The organism is Sphaerospermopsis sp. FACHB-1094, from assembly GCF_014696195.1.
GTDB classification, from domain to species: domain Bacteria; phylum Cyanobacteriota; class Cyanobacteriia; order Cyanobacteriales; family Nostocaceae; genus Sphaerospermopsis; species Sphaerospermopsis kisseleviana.
The window spans coordinates 1-17,364 of the sequence record NZ_JACJPT010000110.1 but is presented as its reverse complement, the minus strand read 5'-3'; the positions used below and the strand labels follow the sequence as shown (position 1 = coordinate 17,364).

At 38.2% G+C, this 17,364-nt stretch carries 20 protein-coding genes, 1 tRNA gene and 1 pseudogene; 14 read left to right on the top strand and 8 right to left on the bottom strand.

Features of this window, described 5'->3' with window-relative positions:
- A pseudogene (locus H6F47_RS22665) lies at positions 1–110 on the bottom strand (photosystem II D2 protein (photosystem q(a) protein)); the annotation flags it as partial.
- 462 nt (positions 111–572) lie between these two features.
- Here H6F47_RS22665 and H6F47_RS22660 point away from each other — a divergent pair.
- From H6F47_RS22660 to H6F47_RS22640, 5 genes are all read left to right on the top strand, one after another.
- Positions 573–848 carry a hypothetical protein gene (locus H6F47_RS22660; RefSeq protein WP_137669159.1) on the top strand — a complete coding sequence of 92 codons (276 nt, stop codon included), beginning with the start codon at positions 573–575 and terminating at the stop codon, positions 846–848.
- A 14-nt stretch (positions 849–862) separates the two neighbouring features.
- Positions 863–1,531: an ABC transporter ATP-binding protein gene (locus H6F47_RS22655; RefSeq protein ID WP_096567748.1), complete on the top strand. Its 669-nt coding sequence runs from the start codon at positions 863–865 to the stop codon at positions 1,529–1,531.
- A gap of 195 nt (positions 1,532–1,726) precedes the next feature.
- On the top strand, positions 1,727–2,275 hold the full coding sequence (locus H6F47_RS22650; protein WP_096567750.1) for an NYN domain-containing protein: 549 nt from the start codon (positions 1,727–1,729) through the stop codon (positions 2,273–2,275).
- A gap of 264 nt (positions 2,276–2,539) precedes the next feature.
- Positions 2,540–2,611 (top strand) — tRNA-Asn (locus H6F47_RS22645).
- Positions 2,612–2,633: 22 nt separating this feature from the next.
- Positions 2,634–3,833, top strand: coding sequence for an aminotransferase class V-fold PLP-dependent enzyme (locus tag H6F47_RS22640; RefSeq protein ID WP_137669160.1), 1,200 nt, complete (start codon positions 2,634–2,636; stop codon positions 3,831–3,833).
- A gap of 44 nt (positions 3,834–3,877) precedes the next feature.
- On the opposite strand, the gene H6F47_RS22635 is transcribed toward H6F47_RS22640, so the two are convergent.
- Together H6F47_RS22635 and H6F47_RS22630 are read right to left on the bottom strand one after the other, a co-directional pair.
- Positions 3,878–4,717, bottom strand: coding sequence for a M56 family metallopeptidase (locus tag H6F47_RS22635; protein WP_137669161.1), 840 nt, complete (start codon positions 4,715–4,717; stop codon positions 3,878–3,880).
- Between the two features lie 15 nt (positions 4,718–4,732).
- The gene (locus tag H6F47_RS22630) at positions 4,733–5,152 is read right to left on the bottom strand and encodes a BlaI/MecI/CopY family transcriptional regulator (protein WP_096567756.1); all 420 of its coding nucleotides are present in this window, start codon (positions 5,150–5,152) and stop codon (positions 4,733–4,735) included.
- A gap of 143 nt (positions 5,153–5,295) precedes the next feature.
- Between H6F47_RS22630 and H6F47_RS22625 the strand changes: the two genes are divergently transcribed.
- The 4 genes from H6F47_RS22625 (at position 5,296) to H6F47_RS22610 (ending at position 7,925) form a co-directional block, all read left to right on the top strand.
- Positions 5,296–5,745, top strand: coding sequence for a DUF29 domain-containing protein (locus tag H6F47_RS22625; RefSeq protein WP_137669162.1), 450 nt, complete (start codon positions 5,296–5,298; stop codon positions 5,743–5,745).
- Between the two features lie 282 nt (positions 5,746–6,027).
- Positions 6,028–6,483 carry a DUF29 domain-containing protein gene (locus tag H6F47_RS22620; protein ID WP_347237801.1) on the top strand — a complete coding sequence of 152 codons (456 nt, stop codon included), beginning with the start codon at positions 6,028–6,030 and terminating at the stop codon, positions 6,481–6,483.
- Positions 6,484–6,531: 48 nt separating this feature from the next.
- Complete coding sequence (locus H6F47_RS22615; protein WP_096567762.1) at positions 6,532–6,984, top strand: DUF29 domain-containing protein; 453 nt, start codon at positions 6,532–6,534, stop codon at positions 6,982–6,984.
- A 200-nt stretch (positions 6,985–7,184) separates the two neighbouring features.
- Positions 7,185–7,925: a 2-phosphosulfolactate phosphatase family protein gene (locus tag H6F47_RS22610; protein WP_190651136.1), complete on the top strand. Its 741-nt coding sequence runs from the start codon at positions 7,185–7,187 to the stop codon at positions 7,923–7,925.
- A 331-nt stretch (positions 7,926–8,256) separates the two neighbouring features.
- On the opposite strand, the gene H6F47_RS22605 is transcribed toward H6F47_RS22610, so the two are convergent.
- On the bottom strand, positions 8,257–10,041 hold the full coding sequence (locus H6F47_RS22605; protein ID WP_190651134.1) for a M61 family metallopeptidase: 1,785 nt from the start codon (positions 10,039–10,041) through the stop codon (positions 8,257–8,259).
- A 522-nt stretch (positions 10,042–10,563) separates the two neighbouring features.
- Here H6F47_RS22605 and grpE point away from each other — a divergent pair.
- A complete protein-coding gene (gene grpE / locus H6F47_RS22600; protein ID WP_190348661.1) occupies positions 10,564–11,247 on the top strand; it encodes a nucleotide exchange factor GrpE in 684 nt (227 codons plus the stop codon).
- 340 nt (positions 11,248–11,587) lie between these two features.
- Positions 11,588–11,923, top strand: a complete 336-nt coding sequence (locus H6F47_RS22595; protein ID WP_096567770.1) for an STAS domain-containing protein — start codon at positions 11,588–11,590, stop codon at positions 11,921–11,923.
- Here H6F47_RS22595 and H6F47_RS22590 read toward each other — a convergent pair.
- The 4 genes from H6F47_RS22590 to H6F47_RS22575 form a co-directional block, all read right to left on the bottom strand.
- The gene (locus H6F47_RS22590) at positions 11,920–13,056 is read right to left on the bottom strand and encodes a SpoIIE family protein phosphatase (RefSeq protein WP_096567772.1); all 1,137 of its coding nucleotides are present in this window, start codon (positions 13,054–13,056) and stop codon (positions 11,920–11,922) included. The genes H6F47_RS22595 and H6F47_RS22590 overlap by 4 nt on opposite strands.
- A 250-nt stretch (positions 13,057–13,306) precedes the next feature.
- A complete protein-coding gene (locus tag H6F47_RS22585; RefSeq protein WP_137666577.1) occupies positions 13,307–14,074 on the bottom strand; it encodes a DUF1350 family protein in 768 nt (255 codons plus the stop codon).
- A gap of 354 nt (positions 14,075–14,428) precedes the next feature.
- Positions 14,429–15,148, bottom strand: coding sequence for a hypothetical protein (locus tag H6F47_RS22580; RefSeq protein ID WP_137666596.1), 720 nt, complete (start codon positions 15,146–15,148; stop codon positions 14,429–14,431).
- A gap of 163 nt (positions 15,149–15,311) precedes the next feature.
- Positions 15,312–15,713 (bottom strand): hypothetical protein, encoded by a 402-nt coding sequence (locus H6F47_RS22575; protein WP_190651132.1) that lies wholly within the window; start codon positions 15,711–15,713, stop codon positions 15,312–15,314.
- 310 nt (positions 15,714–16,023) lie between these two features.
- Between H6F47_RS22575 and H6F47_RS22570 the strand changes: the two genes are divergently transcribed.
- From H6F47_RS22570 to H6F47_RS22560, 3 genes are all read left to right on the top strand, one after another.
- Positions 16,024–16,287 carry a hypothetical protein gene (locus H6F47_RS22570; RefSeq protein ID WP_347237802.1) on the top strand — a complete coding sequence of 88 codons (264 nt, stop codon included), beginning with the start codon at positions 16,024–16,026 and terminating at the stop codon, positions 16,285–16,287.
- A gap of 114 nt (positions 16,288–16,401) precedes the next feature.
- On the top strand, positions 16,402–16,749 hold the full coding sequence (locus tag H6F47_RS22565; protein WP_137666578.1) for a YtxH domain-containing protein: 348 nt from the start codon (positions 16,402–16,404) through the stop codon (positions 16,747–16,749).
- A gap of 20 nt (positions 16,750–16,769) precedes the next feature.
- Positions 16,770–17,243 (top strand): hypothetical protein, encoded by a 474-nt coding sequence (locus H6F47_RS22560; RefSeq protein WP_096567779.1) that lies wholly within the window; start codon positions 16,770–16,772, stop codon positions 17,241–17,243.
- Positions 17,244–17,364 lie beyond the last annotated feature (121 nt).

The window sequence follows — 17,364 nt, the reverse complement described above, 5'->3', positions numbered from 1 at the left end:
AATAATAAAACACCTGACCAACCTACGAATACGAAGCGATCGCGCTTTAACCAGTCGTCTAGTACGTCAAACCACCCTCTTGACGGGGCGCGTCCAACTGCTATGGTCATGAGAAAGAATCTCCAAAAATTTATAAGTACGGATTTTATCTGTTTATGGGTGGCTATGACATGACCTTCCATAAACAGAAGTATAACCAGATTGTCAACCTAGTTTACAATTTTTTACGGTCTCTAATCATAATAAGTGCTTTTCTCTAATTTTTCCAGTGTCATCAGAAAAAAGGCTGAAAACCCTTGAGGTTATGTTTTGGAGCATGGCGGAAAAACTTAACTGTCCTTTAGGCAAGGGGACGGCAGTTGCTTGAAGCCTAAGTGGACTCGTTGAACCAAGAATCCCCGCACCTTTAGGTCGGGGAGTGTCAATGGAGATAAATTTTAATCTTGGTCATGGGTAATGGATAATATTATTCCCAATCCCCAATCCCCAATCACCAATCACCAATCACCAATCCCCAATCACCAATAACGCTAGAATTATTCCTACAGTCAGTGAAATGTGATTAATTCTAAATGTTTACCATCGACTTAAGCATCAGAAATACTGCTTTCCCGATCTCAGTACAACGTAAGTCTGCTGAAGATGCTGAAGCTGTTTATCAGCTGATTTTGGCAGCAATGCGTACTGGCAACCCTGATCTTGTTGAACTCAAGTGCGAAGGCAAAACTGAGAAAAAAATTGCTGTCCGTGCTAGTGAAATTTCGGGAGTCCAAATTTCGCAGAAAGATGGTGCAGCTAGTAGCAGTGGTAAAGCTCCGGGCTTTGCTGCTTTCACTATGGCTGAATAAACCAAGGTATAAAAATGACGGTAGTAGGCATTGAAGTTAATAATTTGAACTTCTTTTGGCCTAGTGGGGAGCAAGTAATTAAATCTTGCTCTCTCAAAGTCCCTAAAGGTGAATTTTGGATGCTTTTGGGGACTAATGGCAGTGGGAAGTCAACTCTTTTAAGGTTAATAGCTGGTTTATTAGCTCCCCAGTCTGGGGAAATTGGTATTTCTCCTCCTGTGGGTTTTGTGTTCCAAAATCCTGATCATCAATTAGTTATGCCCACTGTTGGCGCTGATGTGGCTTTTGGATTGGTGGAAGAAAAACTACCTCCTGCTATGGTAAAAGCTAGGGTAGAGGAGGCTTTAGGCGCAGTAAATTTACTATCTTTACAACGCAGGCCTATTTATGCGCTTTCTGGTGGACAAAAACAGCGTGTGGCTATTGCTGGGGCGATCGCTCGTCACTGTGAAGTTTTATTATTAGATGAACCCACGGCTTTATTAGATCCAGATAGTCAATTAGATTTAGTAGCTAGTGTGCGTCGTTTGGTGAAAAGTCGCGGTATTACGGCTTTGTGGGTAACACACCGTTTAGATGAGTTAAATTATTGTGATGGCGCTTTTTTATTAGAAAAGGGTGTTTTAGTTGACGCTGGTGAAGCTGAACGCCTAAAACAGCGACTTATTGGTAGTGATGGGTGATGAAATGAAACGATATTCACCAATCACCAAACTTATAATGCCCATAGATTTAAGTCTACTCAATCCCCAATCCCCAATCCCCAATCACCAGTCACCAATTTTATTCTCTGTAACATAGTGTTACAAGTGATGCTTCAATTACTATAAGTCTTATGAATGATTTTTGTTAACTCTAGATAATTGTGATTAAAAACCATGCCCCGTTCTATCATCCCATCCATTTTGTTAGTGGATGGTTACAACATTATAGGCGCTTGGCCTTGCTTGAAAAAAACTCGTGATGATGCTGGACTAGAGGCAGCACGCGGTGAATTAGTGGAAGCTATAACTAATTATAGCGCGTTTCAAGGATATGAAACTCAAATTATCTTTGATGCCCAATATCAAAATGCTGCTGGTAGTCGAGAAATGATTACAGAATTTCTCACAGTGCATTACACAGACTTTGGACAGACCGCAGATACTTACATTGAAAAAGCTTGTGCGGGTTTACGTCACCAAATCGCCCAATGTTTAATTTCTCGCGTCATTGTTGCCACATCAGACCGAGCGCAGCAGTTGATGGTTCAGGGGTATGGTGCCCAATGGTTATCAGCACATCAATTATGCGGTGAGGTGGAAGCTACGGTTTGTCGGATGCGTCATAGATATCAACCCAAGAAACAACCCAAAGGCAGATTTTTAGCTAATGCTATTGATGATCAGGCTAGGCAGAAGTTAGCACAATTAAGAATGGGACTTTAATTTACGATTGGCAAAAATGTCTGAACTCCTTACCGGGAGTGGCTTTAGCCTGGAATCAATTATACAGCAAGAGTCAGGAGTGAAACCCTTTTGTAGTCAGAGTTTCATGATTAATTGATGTCCTCACTACTCTGTGTACGGCTATATGTACCAGCAGTATAAAAACAACATCGAAAATTAAATAAAAAAATAAATAAAAAAAATTTTGCCAAAGTAGTTGACATCATCTGATTTTCAGTCTAATATAGTAATCGTTGCGAGCGTTCCTCAGTAGCTCAGCGGTAGAGCGATCGACTGTTAATCGATTGGTCGCTGGTTCGAATCCGGCCTGGGGAGTTCAATAAATAGAGGATAAAGCATGAAGGAAGAAAACACAAATTTCAATCTTCATGCTTTTGATTTTGAGAAATTTTGGTCACTTGAACCAGAGGTGATATTTCTCAATCATGGGTCTTTTGGTGCTTGTCCAAAAGCGGTTTTGGAAGTTCAGCAAAGATTACGTCAACAACTAGAAGCTGAACCTGTGCGGTTTTTTGGTCGAGACTGGGAAATATTGATAGATCATGCTAGAAGCAAATTAGCAAAGTTTGTTGGTAGTGATTTTGAAGATTTGGTATTTGTGCCGAATGCAACCACTGGGGTAAATGCTGTACTCAGGTCATTGAGTTTTGCACCAGCAGACGAAATTCTCACCACTAACCATGAATATAACGCTTGCAGAAATGCCTTAGATTTTGTTGCGAGTCGCACAGGTGCGCGGGTGGTGGTGGCTAAAATTCCTTTTCCTATTGCTTCACCGCAAGAAGTGGTGACAGCAGTGATGGAACAGGTTTCACCAAGAACAAAATTAGCACTGTTAGATCATGTTACTAGCCAAACGGCGTTAATTTTTCCTATTCAAGAGTTAGTTAAGCAGTTGCAAGCACAGGGAGTAGATACCCTGGTTGATGGTTCTCATGCACCGGGGATGATTCCTTTAAATTTAGTGGAAATTGGCGCAACTTATTATGTAGGTAATTGTCATAAATGGTTATGTGCGCCCAAGGGTGCAGGTTTTTTATATGTGCAAAGGGATCAACAAACAAAAATCCGCCCTTTAACAATTAGTCATGGTGCAAATTCTCCCCGCACTGATAAAAGTCGCTTTCAATTGGAATTTGACTGGATGGGTACGGATGATCCTACTGCTTATATGTGCGTACCGGAAGCAATTGATTTTATGGGATCGCTGTTACCTGGTGGGTGGATAGAATTAATGCAGCGTAATCACCAGATGGTTTTAGCAGCAAGAAAGTTACTTTGTGAAGTGTTGGAAGTTGCACCAGTTTGTCCAGAAGAAATGATTGGTTCAATGGCAGTTTTACCAATTTATGGAAAGTTGGCAGATTGGGATTTTATGTTTTTCCATGATCAGTTATTGGATAGATTTGGAATTGAAGTACCTGTGATACCTTGGGAGGAAAATCCGCGTTTGTTGATCCGAGTTTCTGCACAGATTTATAATCAACTTCAGCATTATGAGGATTTGGGGAAGGTGTTAAAAGATTTGTTGGATTAATGGATAGATCCCCGACTTCTTGAAGAAATCAGGGATCTGGGTGATTAGGTATGGAAAATCACCGTTACTAAAGGCAGAAATGCTAATAGAAAAATATGCCAAGATTGTAATGGCATTTCTGAATTTGGTTCTGTTGGTGTTAACAAAGCGTCTATTCTTTGTTCTAACCTATCAACCGCAGAAGAACCTAAAGCTGCACAGCAAACTTCTGATGTTAGGGTTTGGTTACTCACCACTAACAATAAAGATTCAGCTAAAATTAGGGGATCTACTTGGGATGCTGCATAACTATCAGCCCTTAATTCTCGCAACATTAATAATTCTTGCCAAAGTGCTTCTGTATTTGGCAACCAGGAGGTACAAGAACGCACCCAGCCGAGCCAAAAAAACCAAAATGTATCCCTATACTGGTAATGTCCTTGTTCGTGTGCGAGGACGCTTTCTAGGTGTTCTGGGGAGAGAGTTTCTAGTAATCCTTGACTGACTACTAATTCTGGTTGCCAAAATCCCATTTGACCGGCAAATAAAGCCTTTGTTTCTAGGATTCGGACTTGTTTACCTGCTAGATTGATTTGTGGACATTCACGGGCAGATTTTACAGATTTCCAACCTTGAAAAGCCTGTTTAATTCCTAAAATGTTGAAAATAGCGAGAAAAATTAAGGACAGGAGATAGCTAAAAGAACCTGTAGACATTCCCCCCATTTTCCCCTGTGTACCCATGCAAAACACAGCGGTGACAGTCATGAAGATGAGTAAGGGAGGAAAGAGGAATAAAAATAGAGTTTTTCGCCATCTTAAATGCCAATTTCCTGCGGGGATGTGGGCATAATGTCGTAAACTGTAGGCGATCGCTACAGCAATTAAAATCATGAGTAGGTGCATAATGTGATTTGTCTCCTATTTTTCTCCCCTGGCTTGACGTGCAGCTTGAATGCGTTTGGCGATCGCTTCTATTTGTTCACTAGCTGCTTCATCTAAACTATCAGCAAAGGCGGCAACTACATCAGGATTACCTACTGCTAAAAATCGCTGTAGTTGCTCATGGGCTTTAATCATCTCTGCTTGTTGTTTTGTTAGCAGTGGCCGCCAATAAAAGGCTTTTCCTTGTTTATCGCAAGCTAACCAACCTTTTTCCGTGAGACGACGTAAAACGGTGGTGACAGATGTATAAGCTAGTTCGCGGTTAGGATCAGCAAGAATGCGATCGTGTACATCTTTGACTGTAGCTGAACCAAGTTCCCAGACAATGCTGAGAATTTCTGCTTCCAAAGGACCGACGGATAATTGCTTAGGACGGTAATCTGGTAATGGAGCCATGTTGATGGTTTGAGCGATGAAGTTGTTTATATTTCCAGGTTACAGTTTGATTGTCGGTTTGCCACTCTTAAAAATATCAACTTAAACATTCTCAACTGGCTTTAACTTAAACTTAAGTTAGGTCACGTCAGGTAAATAAAGCAATGACACAGACACAAGTTGCAGTATCTTTATATGAGCAAGATTATTTACTGTGGATTGAAGATACAGTCAATAAGTTACAGAGTAGGGATATTGAGGGGTTAGATTTTGAGAATCTGATTGAGGAGATAGAGAGTTTGGGGCGATCAGATAAACGAGAACTGGAAAGTAGACTCAGGGAGCTTTTGGAACATATCCTCAAGCGAAAATACCTAAATATGCCAGATTGTTATCGCGGGTGGGTAGAATCAATCATTAAACAAAGAATTGGCATTAGAGATTTATTAAAAGATTCACCTAGCCTAAAACCATATTTTGCCAAAGTGTTTGATGAAGCTTATGCAGATGCTCTCAAAGTTGTTTACAAGAGTTATCCGCAGTGCGAGTTTCCAGATACATGGCCGTTTAGTCGTGATATTGAAGCAATGCTGAATGTGGATTTTTGGGAATAGTTAAATAGTTAAAAATAAATAGTTAAAAATATTTATTTAGGGGTTGCTGAGAAAGTCTTTCCGTGAGGGCATAGGAGTCAGGAGTCAGGAGTCAGGAGTCAGGAGGAGATTTGAAAATTTCTTTCCCATCTCTTGAAATCCCCAAAAATGCACACTTTTTCCGGTATACCCTTCAAAACCCTTGCACTAATTTCTGTATTTATCAGCCTCTAACCTTTGATATATCAAGGTTTTAGGTTTATTCAGCAAACCCTATTTACACTTGAATGAGGATATCAAGCAATGACAATGACACAGACACAAGTTGCAGTATCTTTATATGAGCAAGATTATTTACTGTGGATTGAAGATACGGTCAATAAGTTACGGAGTAGGGATATTGAGGGGTTAGATTTTGAGAATCTGATTGAGGAGATAGAGAGTTTGGGGCGATCGGACAAACGAGAACTAGAAAATCGGCTGGAAGAGCTTTTGGAGCATATCCTCAAGCGAAAATACGTAAATATGCCCGATTGTTATCGCGGGTGGGTAGAATCAATCATTAAACAAAGGAATGGACTCAGAAAGTTACTCAAAAATTCACCCAGTCTCAAGCCTTATTTTAGCCAAGTGTTTGATGAAGCTTACGCAGAAGCTCTGAAAATTGTCCGCAATGGTTATCCGCAGTGTGAGTTTCCTGATACATGGCTTTTTAGCCGTGATCTTGAAGCGATGTTGAATGTGGATTTTTGGGAATAGTTAAATAGTTAAAAATATTTATTTACACTTGAATGAGGATATCAAGCAATGACACAGACACAAATTGCAGTATCTTTATATGAGCAAGATTATTTACTGTGGATTGAAGATACAGTCAATAAGTTACGGAGTAGGGATATTGAGGGGTTAGATTTTGAGAATCTGATTGAGGAGATAGAGAGTTTGGGGCGATCGCAAAAACACGAACTTGAAAACCGGCTAGGAGAACTTCTTGAACATCTTCTCAAGCGGACTTATGTAAATATGCCTGATTGTTATCGTGGTTGGGTAGAATCCATTGATAAGCAAAGGGTATCTCTGAAGCGATTACTCAAACAAGCACCGAGTTTAAAGCCCTATTTTCACGAAGTTTTTGATGAAGTTTACGAAGATACTCTCAAAATTGTGCGTCGGGGTTATCCGCAGTGCGAGTTTCCTGATACATGGCCATTTAGTCCTGATCTTGAAGCGATGCTGAATGTGGATTTTTGGGAAGATTAAAAATGAGAAATCCTCATGTAGACAATCTCGAGTTTTTTCTATCTTGAAGGACGGTTAAGTTTTTCTGCCACCCTCCAAAACTCAACCTCAAGGGTTTTCAGCCCATTTTCTTATAAAGATCGAGATTTGAAGATAGCCAGTGAGTGACATCAAGTGGGTAGAATATAACCGCAGTAGTATAGAGCAGGTATATCTAGCCCGTGAAGATATTTGTATATCATACTCCAGAATTAACCCCAACTGAGACAACGCCAGAATGCGCGATCGCTGTTGATGTTTTGCGAGCCACTAGCACAATAGCGACAGTGTTAGCGGCTGGAGGCGAGGCAGTGCAAGTTTTTAGTGATTTAGATCAACTCATGGCAGTGAGTGAACAATGGCCTGCCGAAAAACGATTACGGGCTGGAGAAAGAGGCGGCGCAAAAGTGTCTGGCTTTGAGTTGGGTAACTCGCCCCTAGATTGCACAGCAGAATTAGTACAAGGGCGACGCTTGTTTATCAGTACCACTAATGGTACTCGTGCCTTACAGCGCATTCAACAAGCTCCTATTGTCCTTGCAGCAGCTTTAATTAATCGGTCTGCGGTGGTGAAATTTCTCTTAGAAAAACAACCAGAAACCATTTGGATCGTTGGTTCAGGTTGGGAAGGTAGTTTTTCTTTAGAGGATACTGTTTGTGCAGGTGCGATCGCTCATAGTATTTGGCAACAAACCGATTCTTCCCTGGAAGAAATAGCTGGGAATGATGAAGTTACCAGTGCGATCGCTCTTTATTCACAATGGCAAAATGACTTACTGGGATTATTCCATCAAGCTAGTCACGGTAAGCGATTATTACGCCTGGAATGTTTAGAAGATTTAAAATATTGCTCCCAAACCGATATTTTAGATGTTTTACCAATGCAACACGAAGCAGGTGTTTTAAAAAGTCAGAATCAGTAAGGAGGCAGGAGTTATGTATTTTGGATTTTGGATTTTGGATTTTGGATTGTTTTTGTAGTCTCCAATCTAAAATCTAAAATCTAAAATCTAAAATTTATCTCCCTATCTCCCTTACTTAGGGGTTGCTGAGAAAGTCTTTCCGTGAGGGCATAGGAGTCAGGAGTCAGGAGTCAGGAGTCAGGAGAAGATTTGAAAATTTCTTTGCCATCTCTTGAAATCCCAAAAAATGCACACTTTTTCCGGTATACCCTTCAAAACCCTTGCACTAATTTCTGTGTTTATCAGCCTCTAACCTTTGATATATCAAGGTTTTAGGTTTATTCAGCAAACCTTACTTAATAGCTGATAAAGGCACACCTAACCAACCTAAAAAGTTCTCTTGCTGAGTAGTATCAGGATCTTCTACTGGACGTAATTGATATTTATGAGGATGTTGTGGTGCTAAGGTGATGGAATAGTTACGCAGTTCGTCTTGGTGGAAAACAGTGATGTTGATAGTATCGTTGGGTTGGTAATCTTTTAACCGTTCACTTAACTGATTTTTTCCTACCTTAATACCATCAATTGCCAATAATTCATCACCTGCATTAATTCCTGCTGTGTATGCAGGAGAACCCATCTCGACAAATTTAATTATTTCCTGTCCATGTTCAGTTTTGATTCTCACACCTAAATATGGTTCTGTCTCTAATTCTTCTACCAATTTTAAACCAAAAGGTTCTAAATATTGATTGAATGGTAACTCATCCAATCCATGAATATAGCGATTAAAGAAATCCGTTAAATCTGTGCCGGCGACAGTTTCAATTACCTCCTTTAATTGTTCTGGAGTATAACCAATTTCTTCTTTACCAAATTGCTGCCACATTTTCCGCATCACATCATCAAAAGACAATTGATTATGATGAAGAGAGCGAATTAACAAATCCAGCAATAGTGATACCATTTCCCCTTTTAAATAATAGGAAATTTGCGAATTACCACTATTAGCATCTTGACGATATAGCTTAATCCAAGCATCAAAACTAGATTCAGTAAGTGCTTGTACTTTCCTTCCTGGCGTTTTCAGATATTTGGTAATTTCTTCATTGACATGATGAAAGTATGATTTAATATCATAAATTCCCGCCCGGAAAGGAATTATTAAATCATAGTAACTTGTAGTACCTTCACAAAACCAAAGAGAGGGGGTATAGTTTTCTTGATCGTAATCAAAAACTTCTAACCCTTTGGGACGGATTCTTTTAACATTCCACAGATGAAAAAACTCGTGGGCTACTAATTGGGTAAAACGTTCATATTTATCTTGAATATGAAATCCAAACCGATGATAAATTAATGAACATGAGTTTTTATGTTCTAATCCGCCATAAGCCTGATCAAATAAATGCAGTATAAACAAATATCTTTGATAGGGCAAACCACCAAACATTTGTGCTTCAAATTCAATGATTTTATGGAAATCTTCTAGCAGTTTTTGCGGTTTGTAGTTTCCTTTTCCCCAAATTGCTAACTCATGAGGTTTTCCTAATACATGAAAGTGAAACAAATCATGATTACCAATTTCAAATGGAGTATCAACAAGAGTATCAAAATCTGCTGCTAGGAAGGTATTGGCTTCTTCTGTAACTGCTGGTAAACCTGTGGTTACTTGCCATTCTGGGTGTGGTGGGACGATGGTAATATGAATTGGTTTTTCTTCCCAACCGGGGATTCTTAAAAACAGCGCCGCACCGTTAAAATAACCATGAGTAGCATCTAAATGATTTGTGCGTACTGATAATTCATTGGCAAAAACGCGATAACGCAGGATGACTTCAGCAGCATCACCTTTTTCTATCTGCCAGTGATTTTTACTGATTTTTCGCCAGGATAAGGGTTCTGAGTCGGCAAAGGCAGCAAAATCTTGTAAATTCTTAGCGTATTCTCGCACTAAGTATGAACCTGGTGTCCATACTGGCATTTTCAAGTCAAGAATTGGTAATGGGTAGTTTACAAGGTGTAATGTTACCTCAAACAGATGATTTTCTGGTTGGGGCATTGCTACCCAATAGTGAATTAATACATTAGTATGGGGTAATTGATTGTTACCAAGAATTACTTTTGAATTATTCATTTGCTATTTTGACGAAGTTTGTAACTGCTTAAATAAAAAGTTTTTAATCACTAATTACTCTAGTTATTTTCTTTGTTGAACCATCTTAAAACAGCAAGTCTTGTTAAAACAAGTCTCTTCAAAATAGATTATACATGAGTTAATGATTTTTTTTATGACAGTTCGTGAATTGTCACTAATTATTTTGGACTATTTCTATAATTTAGATACTATATTCTAATATAACTATACAAATTTTGGTTAGTATTAGTAATTTAAATATCCATCAGTAATCACTATTTACTTAATTGATTTATTTGTAATAGGCTTTGTCTATGGGAATGACACCAACTACACTTACAGTCCACTGTATATTCTTTCGTCAAGTCATCCTGGCAGGAATGATGTGAGACCCAATTTTTTGATAAATCTAAAGAATGCAGGTGCATCAAAAAACACATTAAATGCAAGAAAAATTACTGGTAAACCCAAGATGCAGGAAATGGGGTATAATAGACAACAAAAACCTATATCCTCTGCCTTATGCCGGATCAAGATTTCACCCCAAAGTTGCGAAATTTTATGCAGCGTGTAGGTATCTCTAGTTTTAAATCTTTGAGTGACGCTGCTGGTGTTTCCGAGTGGCAAATCTTGTGTTTAAGAAGGGGAAAGCTGGAGCAAGTGCGGGTAGAGGTTTTGCTGAAGCTATCAAAAATCCTACAGATATCACTGGGTGAAATAGTAGCAGCGTTTTCAACTGCAAGTTCTGATTCCCAAGTTGTAGGTTTTGCAGTCACAACTCACAACTTAGGTACGGATGAACAATTATTACAAGAAATTGCTGATTTGAAAAGAGAGTATGAACGAATCGTGCTGATGCTGGAACAACAGCGAGAGGTTTTACAGCAAGAGTTTCAGCAGTCGAGTTTACAAATTTTGGAATCTTTATTGTTGTTTTGGCCTACAGCAGCACAGAAAGCAAAGGATAATCCCCAGCTAGAAGCGGTTAAAATACTACCTGTGGTGCAAAAGCCTCTGGAAAAATTATTGCAGGCTTGGGGTGTGGAAGCGATCGCCTCTGTGGGAGCCGAAATACCTTATGATCCCCAATGGCATGAATTATTGCAGGGAACAGCCCAACTAGGCGAAAAAGTCAAAGTGTGTTATGTTGGATACCGTCAAGGTGATAAGCTGCTTTATCGAGCTAAGGTAAATCCTCTGCAATGATCGATTGTCTGAATCAGTTGTGTAAAATAAATCTTATAGTTAGGAGTTCCCTCGAACCATTTGTTAAATTAGCATAAAACAAAATATGTAATATCAACTATTGATTTGTAGGGAATAAATTTCTAGCTAAAAGCCGATGTCTATCAGTTCAAATTTGACAATTTTTTATGAATTTTTTATTAGAAAATTATATTTTTTTATTAAAAATTTTATATTGTATAAGCTATTTAAAGTAAGTAAATATTTCTATTGTTCTGATGATTATTTGAGGAAAATTTACTATATTGGTATATACTAGCTACAAGAGAACACCATTGATATCAATCAGAGTAACCTAATTATGAGTCAGCAGGTGAAAGTTCTTACACTTAAAAAAAATTTAAATGCTGAAACTGCATCAGAATTTCAGCAAGATATTGCCCAAATTCTAGAAAGTGGTGTAAAGGGTGTAAAGATTGTCTTAGTTGATTGTCAAAATATTACATTTCTGGATAGTTCTGGTTTAGGATCTCTAATATTAGCTTTTAAAACCCTACGAGATGCTGATATTAAAATGGTTCTCTGCTCGGTGAATGATCAAGTGAGGATGATATTTGAATTAACCAGTATAAATAAAGTTTTAGAAATTTTTCCTAGCCAAGATGCTTTTAATCAAGTCTTACTAGCTACAAGTTAATCAAATTTAATTTGCAGAATAGATAAATCATCATCAAAGGATTCTTTGGAGTTTAAATTGATTAAATATTTCAGTATATAGTCAAGTTGGTAATCAACCGAATGTTGTAAGCTAACTAGCAACTGAACAAATCCATCCAGACTCCAAAGATTACCATCTGATTTAGTAATTTCATAAGCGCCATCGCTAAAAATGTAAAGACTACTGCATTTTTCAATTTGGTAAGTTTCATCCACATATTTTGCTTCAGGAAACATCCCAACTGGCATTCCTGGCGTTTTTAGGAGTTTTATTTCTGTGGTACTGGGAGATTTTCCAGATACTAATACTGCGGGTGGATGTCCAGCACTTGCATAAATTAGCTGGCGATTGATGCGGTTGTATACACCATACCAAATAGTAAAATATTTATCATTTTGATAATTGATTTGGAAAGTATCATTTAAAGCTTTTAACACCTGACTAGGCTGATAATAATTAAGTCCTTTGAGCGCACGGGAACGAAGCAAATTGAGTACAGATACAGAGGGAAGAGTTGCTCTGAGTCCATGTCCAGCAGTATCTAATAAATAAATTGCCAAATGATCAGCATCTAACCAATAATAATCAAAGCAATCTCCTCCTAGTTGTCGTGAGGGAATGAATCGAGAACTAATAGTCAGAGGTGTAGACATGGGTAAGGGCAAAAGGGATTTTACATATTCTGCTGCTTCTGCTAGTTCTGTTTCTAACAATAGCTTTTGGGTTTGTAAATCCCGATTTAACTGATGTAGACGTAATCCGGCTCTGACTCTGGCTTGCAGTTCATTTTGTTCAATAGGTTTGGAAATAAAATCATCAGCACCAGCATCTAGTCCTTTGACGCGATCTGCAACTGAATCTAAGGATGTTAATAAAATAAAAAATGTGGAGGATAATTTAGGGTCTTTCTTGATGCGATCGCAGACTTCTAATCCAGATAAACCTGGCATGATCCAATCACAAATGATTAGGGCTGGAGGACAAGCCAAAGCTTGTAAAATTCCTTCTTGACCATTATTAGCAGTGATTACTTGATAACCCTGTTTTTCTAACATCCTTTTAAGAAGGATCTGGATTGAATAGTCATCATCAATTACTAAAATCTGAAACATAATAAATCGTGTATACAATTAATATTATACCCAGGAATACAAATTAAAATACAAGATGAAAGTGATGAACAAATGGTTAGTAGTATGATGTCTCAAAAATACTAACTTTGGTTTTAAAAAATCATTTTTAATGATCCATTTACTTACTAAGATTTTGATATCATCACATACAGCATATTTCAGTTAATAGCAGTACAGAATTGAAATCGAAGTAAGTATTAATCGGTGTGTATTCCTGACTCCTGGGCTATTATGAAGATGCAAGAGGATTAAGCCATAACAGCATGACTTTTTTTAACTGGTGTATATCACGATATACTTCTTGTTTAAACCATTGTCCTAAAGCATCAAGAGGAGTAAAAGAATTTCCAGCTTGCCAATTAATATCTTGACCTAATGGTGTGGTATGATTTCCTGGTAAGGTTTGTACTGTCACCATTTCTGGAAAACGTTTTTGTAATATTTTTGTTAAAATTGCTGATTGATCAAGATTATCATTGCTGAATTTGATTAAAAAATTACGGCGGATGTGATAACTTTCTTCTACAAGTTGGTTAGTTTCTAAGGGTGTGGGAGTAAACTCAATCGCCAAAGTAGAATTTAATTGTTCTACGAGAGGAATGGCATCTTTAGCTGTGTAATTGTTAAATGATATGAGAATATTACCTGCCCTTTCTACTGGGAAAAGACTACCAATCAGTAAATGCAGTTTGCAACCCATACTGTGTCCAATACCATAAATTGGTAGGTACAGCTTGCGTAATTCGCCGGAATAGTGTAATCGTTCTATGGTGCGTTCAAAGTTCAGCAGTACAGATTCGGCGATCGCCTGATGATCTAAGGTGTTGACAAAAGGTGTAGCAACCACCACATAACCTTTAGCTGCCAACTGTTCTAGTAACCAGCGGTAAGTCAGGTGGGGTGCGGTAGCGACAAATGCACCCCCCAAAAAATGGATGATCCCGATGGGATGACGGGGAATAATTACCCAGTTGCCTCTAATTTCTTTCCAGTCCATATCAATGTGCAATACCTACGCTAAATCCACGCTGCCGCGTGCTTCATATTCTTTAATATTACTCCGTTCCTGCCAGAGAAGATTAACAAAATTTTTGCAAGGGAGTAATCTGCTGGAAATAAGCTGTTGGACATTTAACTTCCATATTATCTAAAATTAAAACTCTTGTGGGGTGGGCATCCTGCCCGCCCTGGTTGTGTAAATTAAAGGTTTATCAGCTTAGAAATGAGTACCCAGGCAAAATTAATTTAACATATTGATAGAAAACAAAAATGTCTATATTCCTTATCTGTTCCCTCTCCTAACTATAAAATTTATTTTGCCCAACTACTTATTTTTTGATTTGGAAGTTTTTTAACCCTGCTCCTGTAACCTTCGCATTTCGTATTGCACATCTAAAGCAATCTGCAATGCTTCATTTAATAATCGTCCATGTTCTGTTGCTTGTTCAGTCACTTGGATAGCAGTTAAAGCAGCTAAATTACTAGCAAATAAATCAGCATTACTCAGGATGAAATTCTTATTTTCTCGCAAAATTCTTTCGGTCTTCAAAGCACGTACTAAATCTAATTTAGTGAAATTTAAAGCTTGAATAACTCGTTCTCTGTGCGTGATACCTACCTCTGGATTACCTGCTTCTTCTATTTGATCATTAATATATATAGCTTTAATCACTGCATTATATCTTTCCACATCATTAAGTAAATTTTGCAAAGAATTAGTCATATTTTTTTTGAGTAATTTGCTTTTACTCCTCCAAAGAAAATATAAGATAGTTTGGCTTAAACCCCCACTCCAGACACTAAATAAAATTAGTAATATCCAAGAGGGAATGGTAATCCAACTGGCAAATATTTTGATCATAACATCAAATACCAGATATGAAAAAACCAAAGTTGAACAACCGATAAAAATTACCGTAGCTCCTTCAGAACCTTTGATTTTTGCGATTAACATTTTTTGCCAATGATTGAGATAATTAGTAATGATAAACAACTCATTATGAACAGGTAAATTAGTCAATTTTTCCAACTCTTGATGACTAATTTCCAAACCTCTTAAATCATCACGCACAGCTTTACCAACCTCATGAAAATAGTAATTTACTCTAATATAGCAATGAAATTTCCGAAATGGTAAGTGAAATGATATAGCAGGAAAAGGAATAAGCATTCAGCCGTCAGCTATCAGCAAAACTCACCAAAAATATAAATATCAGCTTGTGAATTTTGCCGAATCATGATTTCTGAATAAGAGTGAATAAATAAAAACCCGAAAAAATAAAAATAAATATAATAGTAGTAGCATAAACTATGACATCTTTGATAATAAATAATATCCAATCTTTCCTCAGTTCTTGTTTAAATTTCAGTTCCCTTAACTTGCGTTCAAGTTCCACATCTTCTTTAGTAGATATATTCATCAAACTACTGGTATCTACATCATCAAGTATTTCTGCTGGAAAGCGTGTTGCTGCTGGAGTTGCAAAAGTTTCCAAAAAATTGTCTAATTGCTGATTTACCTCAGTTGTCACAATTGGTAGACTATACTGATTGAGCTTCCTGAGTTCTTTTTTGATCAGCTTTTTCACAATTTTCACTATTAATGCTTCTAAAGCTTCTAAATTTTTATCCGCCATCTGATTGAAAATTAAATATTTTCTAGGTAAGTATTCAGCAGTCAGTAATCAGTAATAAGCTATTATTTAGGATTTATGAGTATTGTTAACGAGGAATTAGGAATTAAAAATCCTTGCAAATTAGCCTCAAGAGCAGTTTTAGCTGACTGCTGAGTGCTGATAGCTGAATGCTTACTTTTCTAGTATCACCTTTAAAGTGTAGTTTAACTGAATGTCAAACAACTGAAGTTAGGGCTACAGTGAGAGCAAAAAGGTAAAAATGGTGATTATGGTTATTATAGTTGTCCTGATTAATATCATGATCTCAATAATGCTGCTTTACATAGCTCGATTGCTATGGCAACTTAAACACAAGCTAGGAATCATAGCAGACAGGTTAAACAGCTATGAACACGCTCTCCATACCGTATTATATACAGTACCAGCAAATATTTATACAGGACAACAGCAAATTTATGAATTATGGCAAAAACACCAAAACCTGAAATTGCAAATTCAACAGGTGCAACAAATTCTTAACCTCGTATTACTAGGGAGAAACATTTGGCAGAGGTATAAAAAGTATAAATTATAAACTTCACCGTGAGTTTCGACAGCTTCAACTACCGCTTGCTCCATGACTCCCTATTGCCAGAACATCAAACCAGCATAAAATGAGTGTAATGGATATAAAAGATTAACCATAAAAATGTCTAATAATCGTTCGGGAATATTTATAGGCGGTATGATGCTAGGAGCTACCATTGGTGCTTTAGCAGGATTACTCGCTGCACCCCGCCCGGGGAGAGAAACGCGGAAACTTTTGAAAAAATCAGCAGATGCCTTACCAGAGTTAGCAGAAGATATATCAACCAGCGTACAGATTCAAGCTGATCGACTTTCTGCCACGGCATTGCAAAACTGGGATGATACCCTAGAGAGACTACGGGAAGCGATCGCAGCCGGAGTAGAAGCCACCCAACGCGAAAGCCAAGCCCTAAACAGGCCAAACCCGGCTCAACCTAAAAACACTGATTCTCTCACCCAGAATCTATAACGCTCACAAATAGCATAACCGTGATTGACCCTCTGTTTTGGCTGGGACTGTCTATACTCTTAGTTGCTGCTAGTCTCACCGCTGTTTTAGTAGCGGCCATACCCGCTGTGCAGGAGTTAGCACGCGCCGCCCGTAGTGCCGAAAAATTTTTTGATACCCTCTCAAGAGAGTTACCCCCCACCCTCAAAGCCATTCGTAATACCAGTTTAGAAATAACAGACTTAACCGATGATGTGAGTGAAGGTGTCAAAAGTGCCGGTCAAGTCGTTAAACAAGTAGATCAAAGTTTGAATAGTGCCAAAAAACAAGCTCAAAATATTCAAGTCAGCACACGCAGCTTCGTAGTTGGTGTTAAAGCAGCCTGGAAAACTTTCACACGCCAAAAACCTGCCAGACGTAACCCCGAACGCTTATCCATTCCTGACAAACCAGAGTTAACTTTGCCAGAGCGAGAATTGCTAAGTTCGGAAAATAGAAGAATAGTTGATAGGTGACTGGGGACTGGTGACTGGGGACTGGTGACTGGTGACTGGGGACTGGGGACTGGTGACTGGTGACTGGTGACTGGTGACTGGTGACTGGTGACTGGTGACTGGTGACTGGTGACTGGTGACT

Bases quoted from the DNA above. Each gene is read 5' to 3' on its own strand.
- H6F47_RS22650 (WP_096567750.1), top strand. From the start codon at position 1,727: ATGCCCCGTTCTATCATCCCATCCATTTTGTTAGTGGATGGTTACAAC.
- H6F47_RS22640 (WP_137669160.1), top strand. From the start codon at position 2,634: ATGAAGGAAGAAAACACAAATTTCAATCTTCATGCTTTTGATTTTGAG.
- H6F47_RS22625 (WP_137669162.1), top strand. From the start codon at position 5,296: ATGACACAGACACAAGTTGCAGTATCTTTATATGAGCAAGATTATTTA.
- grpE (WP_190348661.1), top strand. From the start codon at position 10,564: ATGCCGGATCAAGATTTCACCCCAAAGTTGCGAAATTTTATGCAGCGT.
- H6F47_RS22595 (WP_096567770.1), top strand. From the start codon at position 11,588: ATGAGTCAGCAGGTGAAAGTTCTTACACTTAAAAAAAATTTAAATGCT.
- H6F47_RS22635 (WP_137669161.1), bottom strand. From the start codon at position 4,717: ATGCACCTACTCATGATTTTAATTGCTGTAGCGATCGCCTACAGTTTA.
- H6F47_RS22605 (WP_190651134.1), bottom strand. From the start codon at position 10,041: ATGAATAATTCAAAAGTAATTCTTGGTAACAATCAATTACCCCATACT.
- H6F47_RS22570 (WP_347237802.1), top strand. From the start codon at position 16,024: ATGCTGCTTTACATAGCTCGATTGCTATGGCAACTTAAACACAAGCTA.
- H6F47_RS22630 (WP_096567756.1), bottom strand. From the start codon at position 5,152: ATGGCTCCATTACCAGATTACCGTCCTAAGCAATTATCCGTCGGTCCT.
- H6F47_RS22590 (WP_096567772.1), bottom strand. From the start codon at position 13,056: ATGTTTCAGATTTTAGTAATTGATGATGACTATTCAATCCAGATCCTT.
- H6F47_RS22615 (WP_096567762.1), top strand. From the start codon at position 6,532: ATGACACAGACACAAATTGCAGTATCTTTATATGAGCAAGATTATTTA.
- H6F47_RS22620 (WP_347237801.1), top strand. From the start codon at position 6,028: ATGACAATGACACAGACACAAGTTGCAGTATCTTTATATGAGCAAGAT.
- H6F47_RS22585 (WP_137666577.1), bottom strand. From the start codon at position 14,074: ATGGACTGGAAAGAAATTAGAGGCAACTGGGTAATTATTCCCCGTCAT.
- H6F47_RS22575 (WP_190651132.1), bottom strand. From the start codon at position 15,713: ATGGCGGATAAAAATTTAGAAGCTTTAGAAGCATTAATAGTGAAAATT.
- H6F47_RS22655 (WP_096567748.1), top strand. From the start codon at position 863: ATGACGGTAGTAGGCATTGAAGTTAATAATTTGAACTTCTTTTGGCCT.
- H6F47_RS22660 (WP_137669159.1), top strand. From the start codon at position 573: ATGTTTACCATCGACTTAAGCATCAGAAATACTGCTTTCCCGATCTCA.
- H6F47_RS22565 (WP_137666578.1), top strand. From the start codon at position 16,402: ATGTCTAATAATCGTTCGGGAATATTTATAGGCGGTATGATGCTAGGA.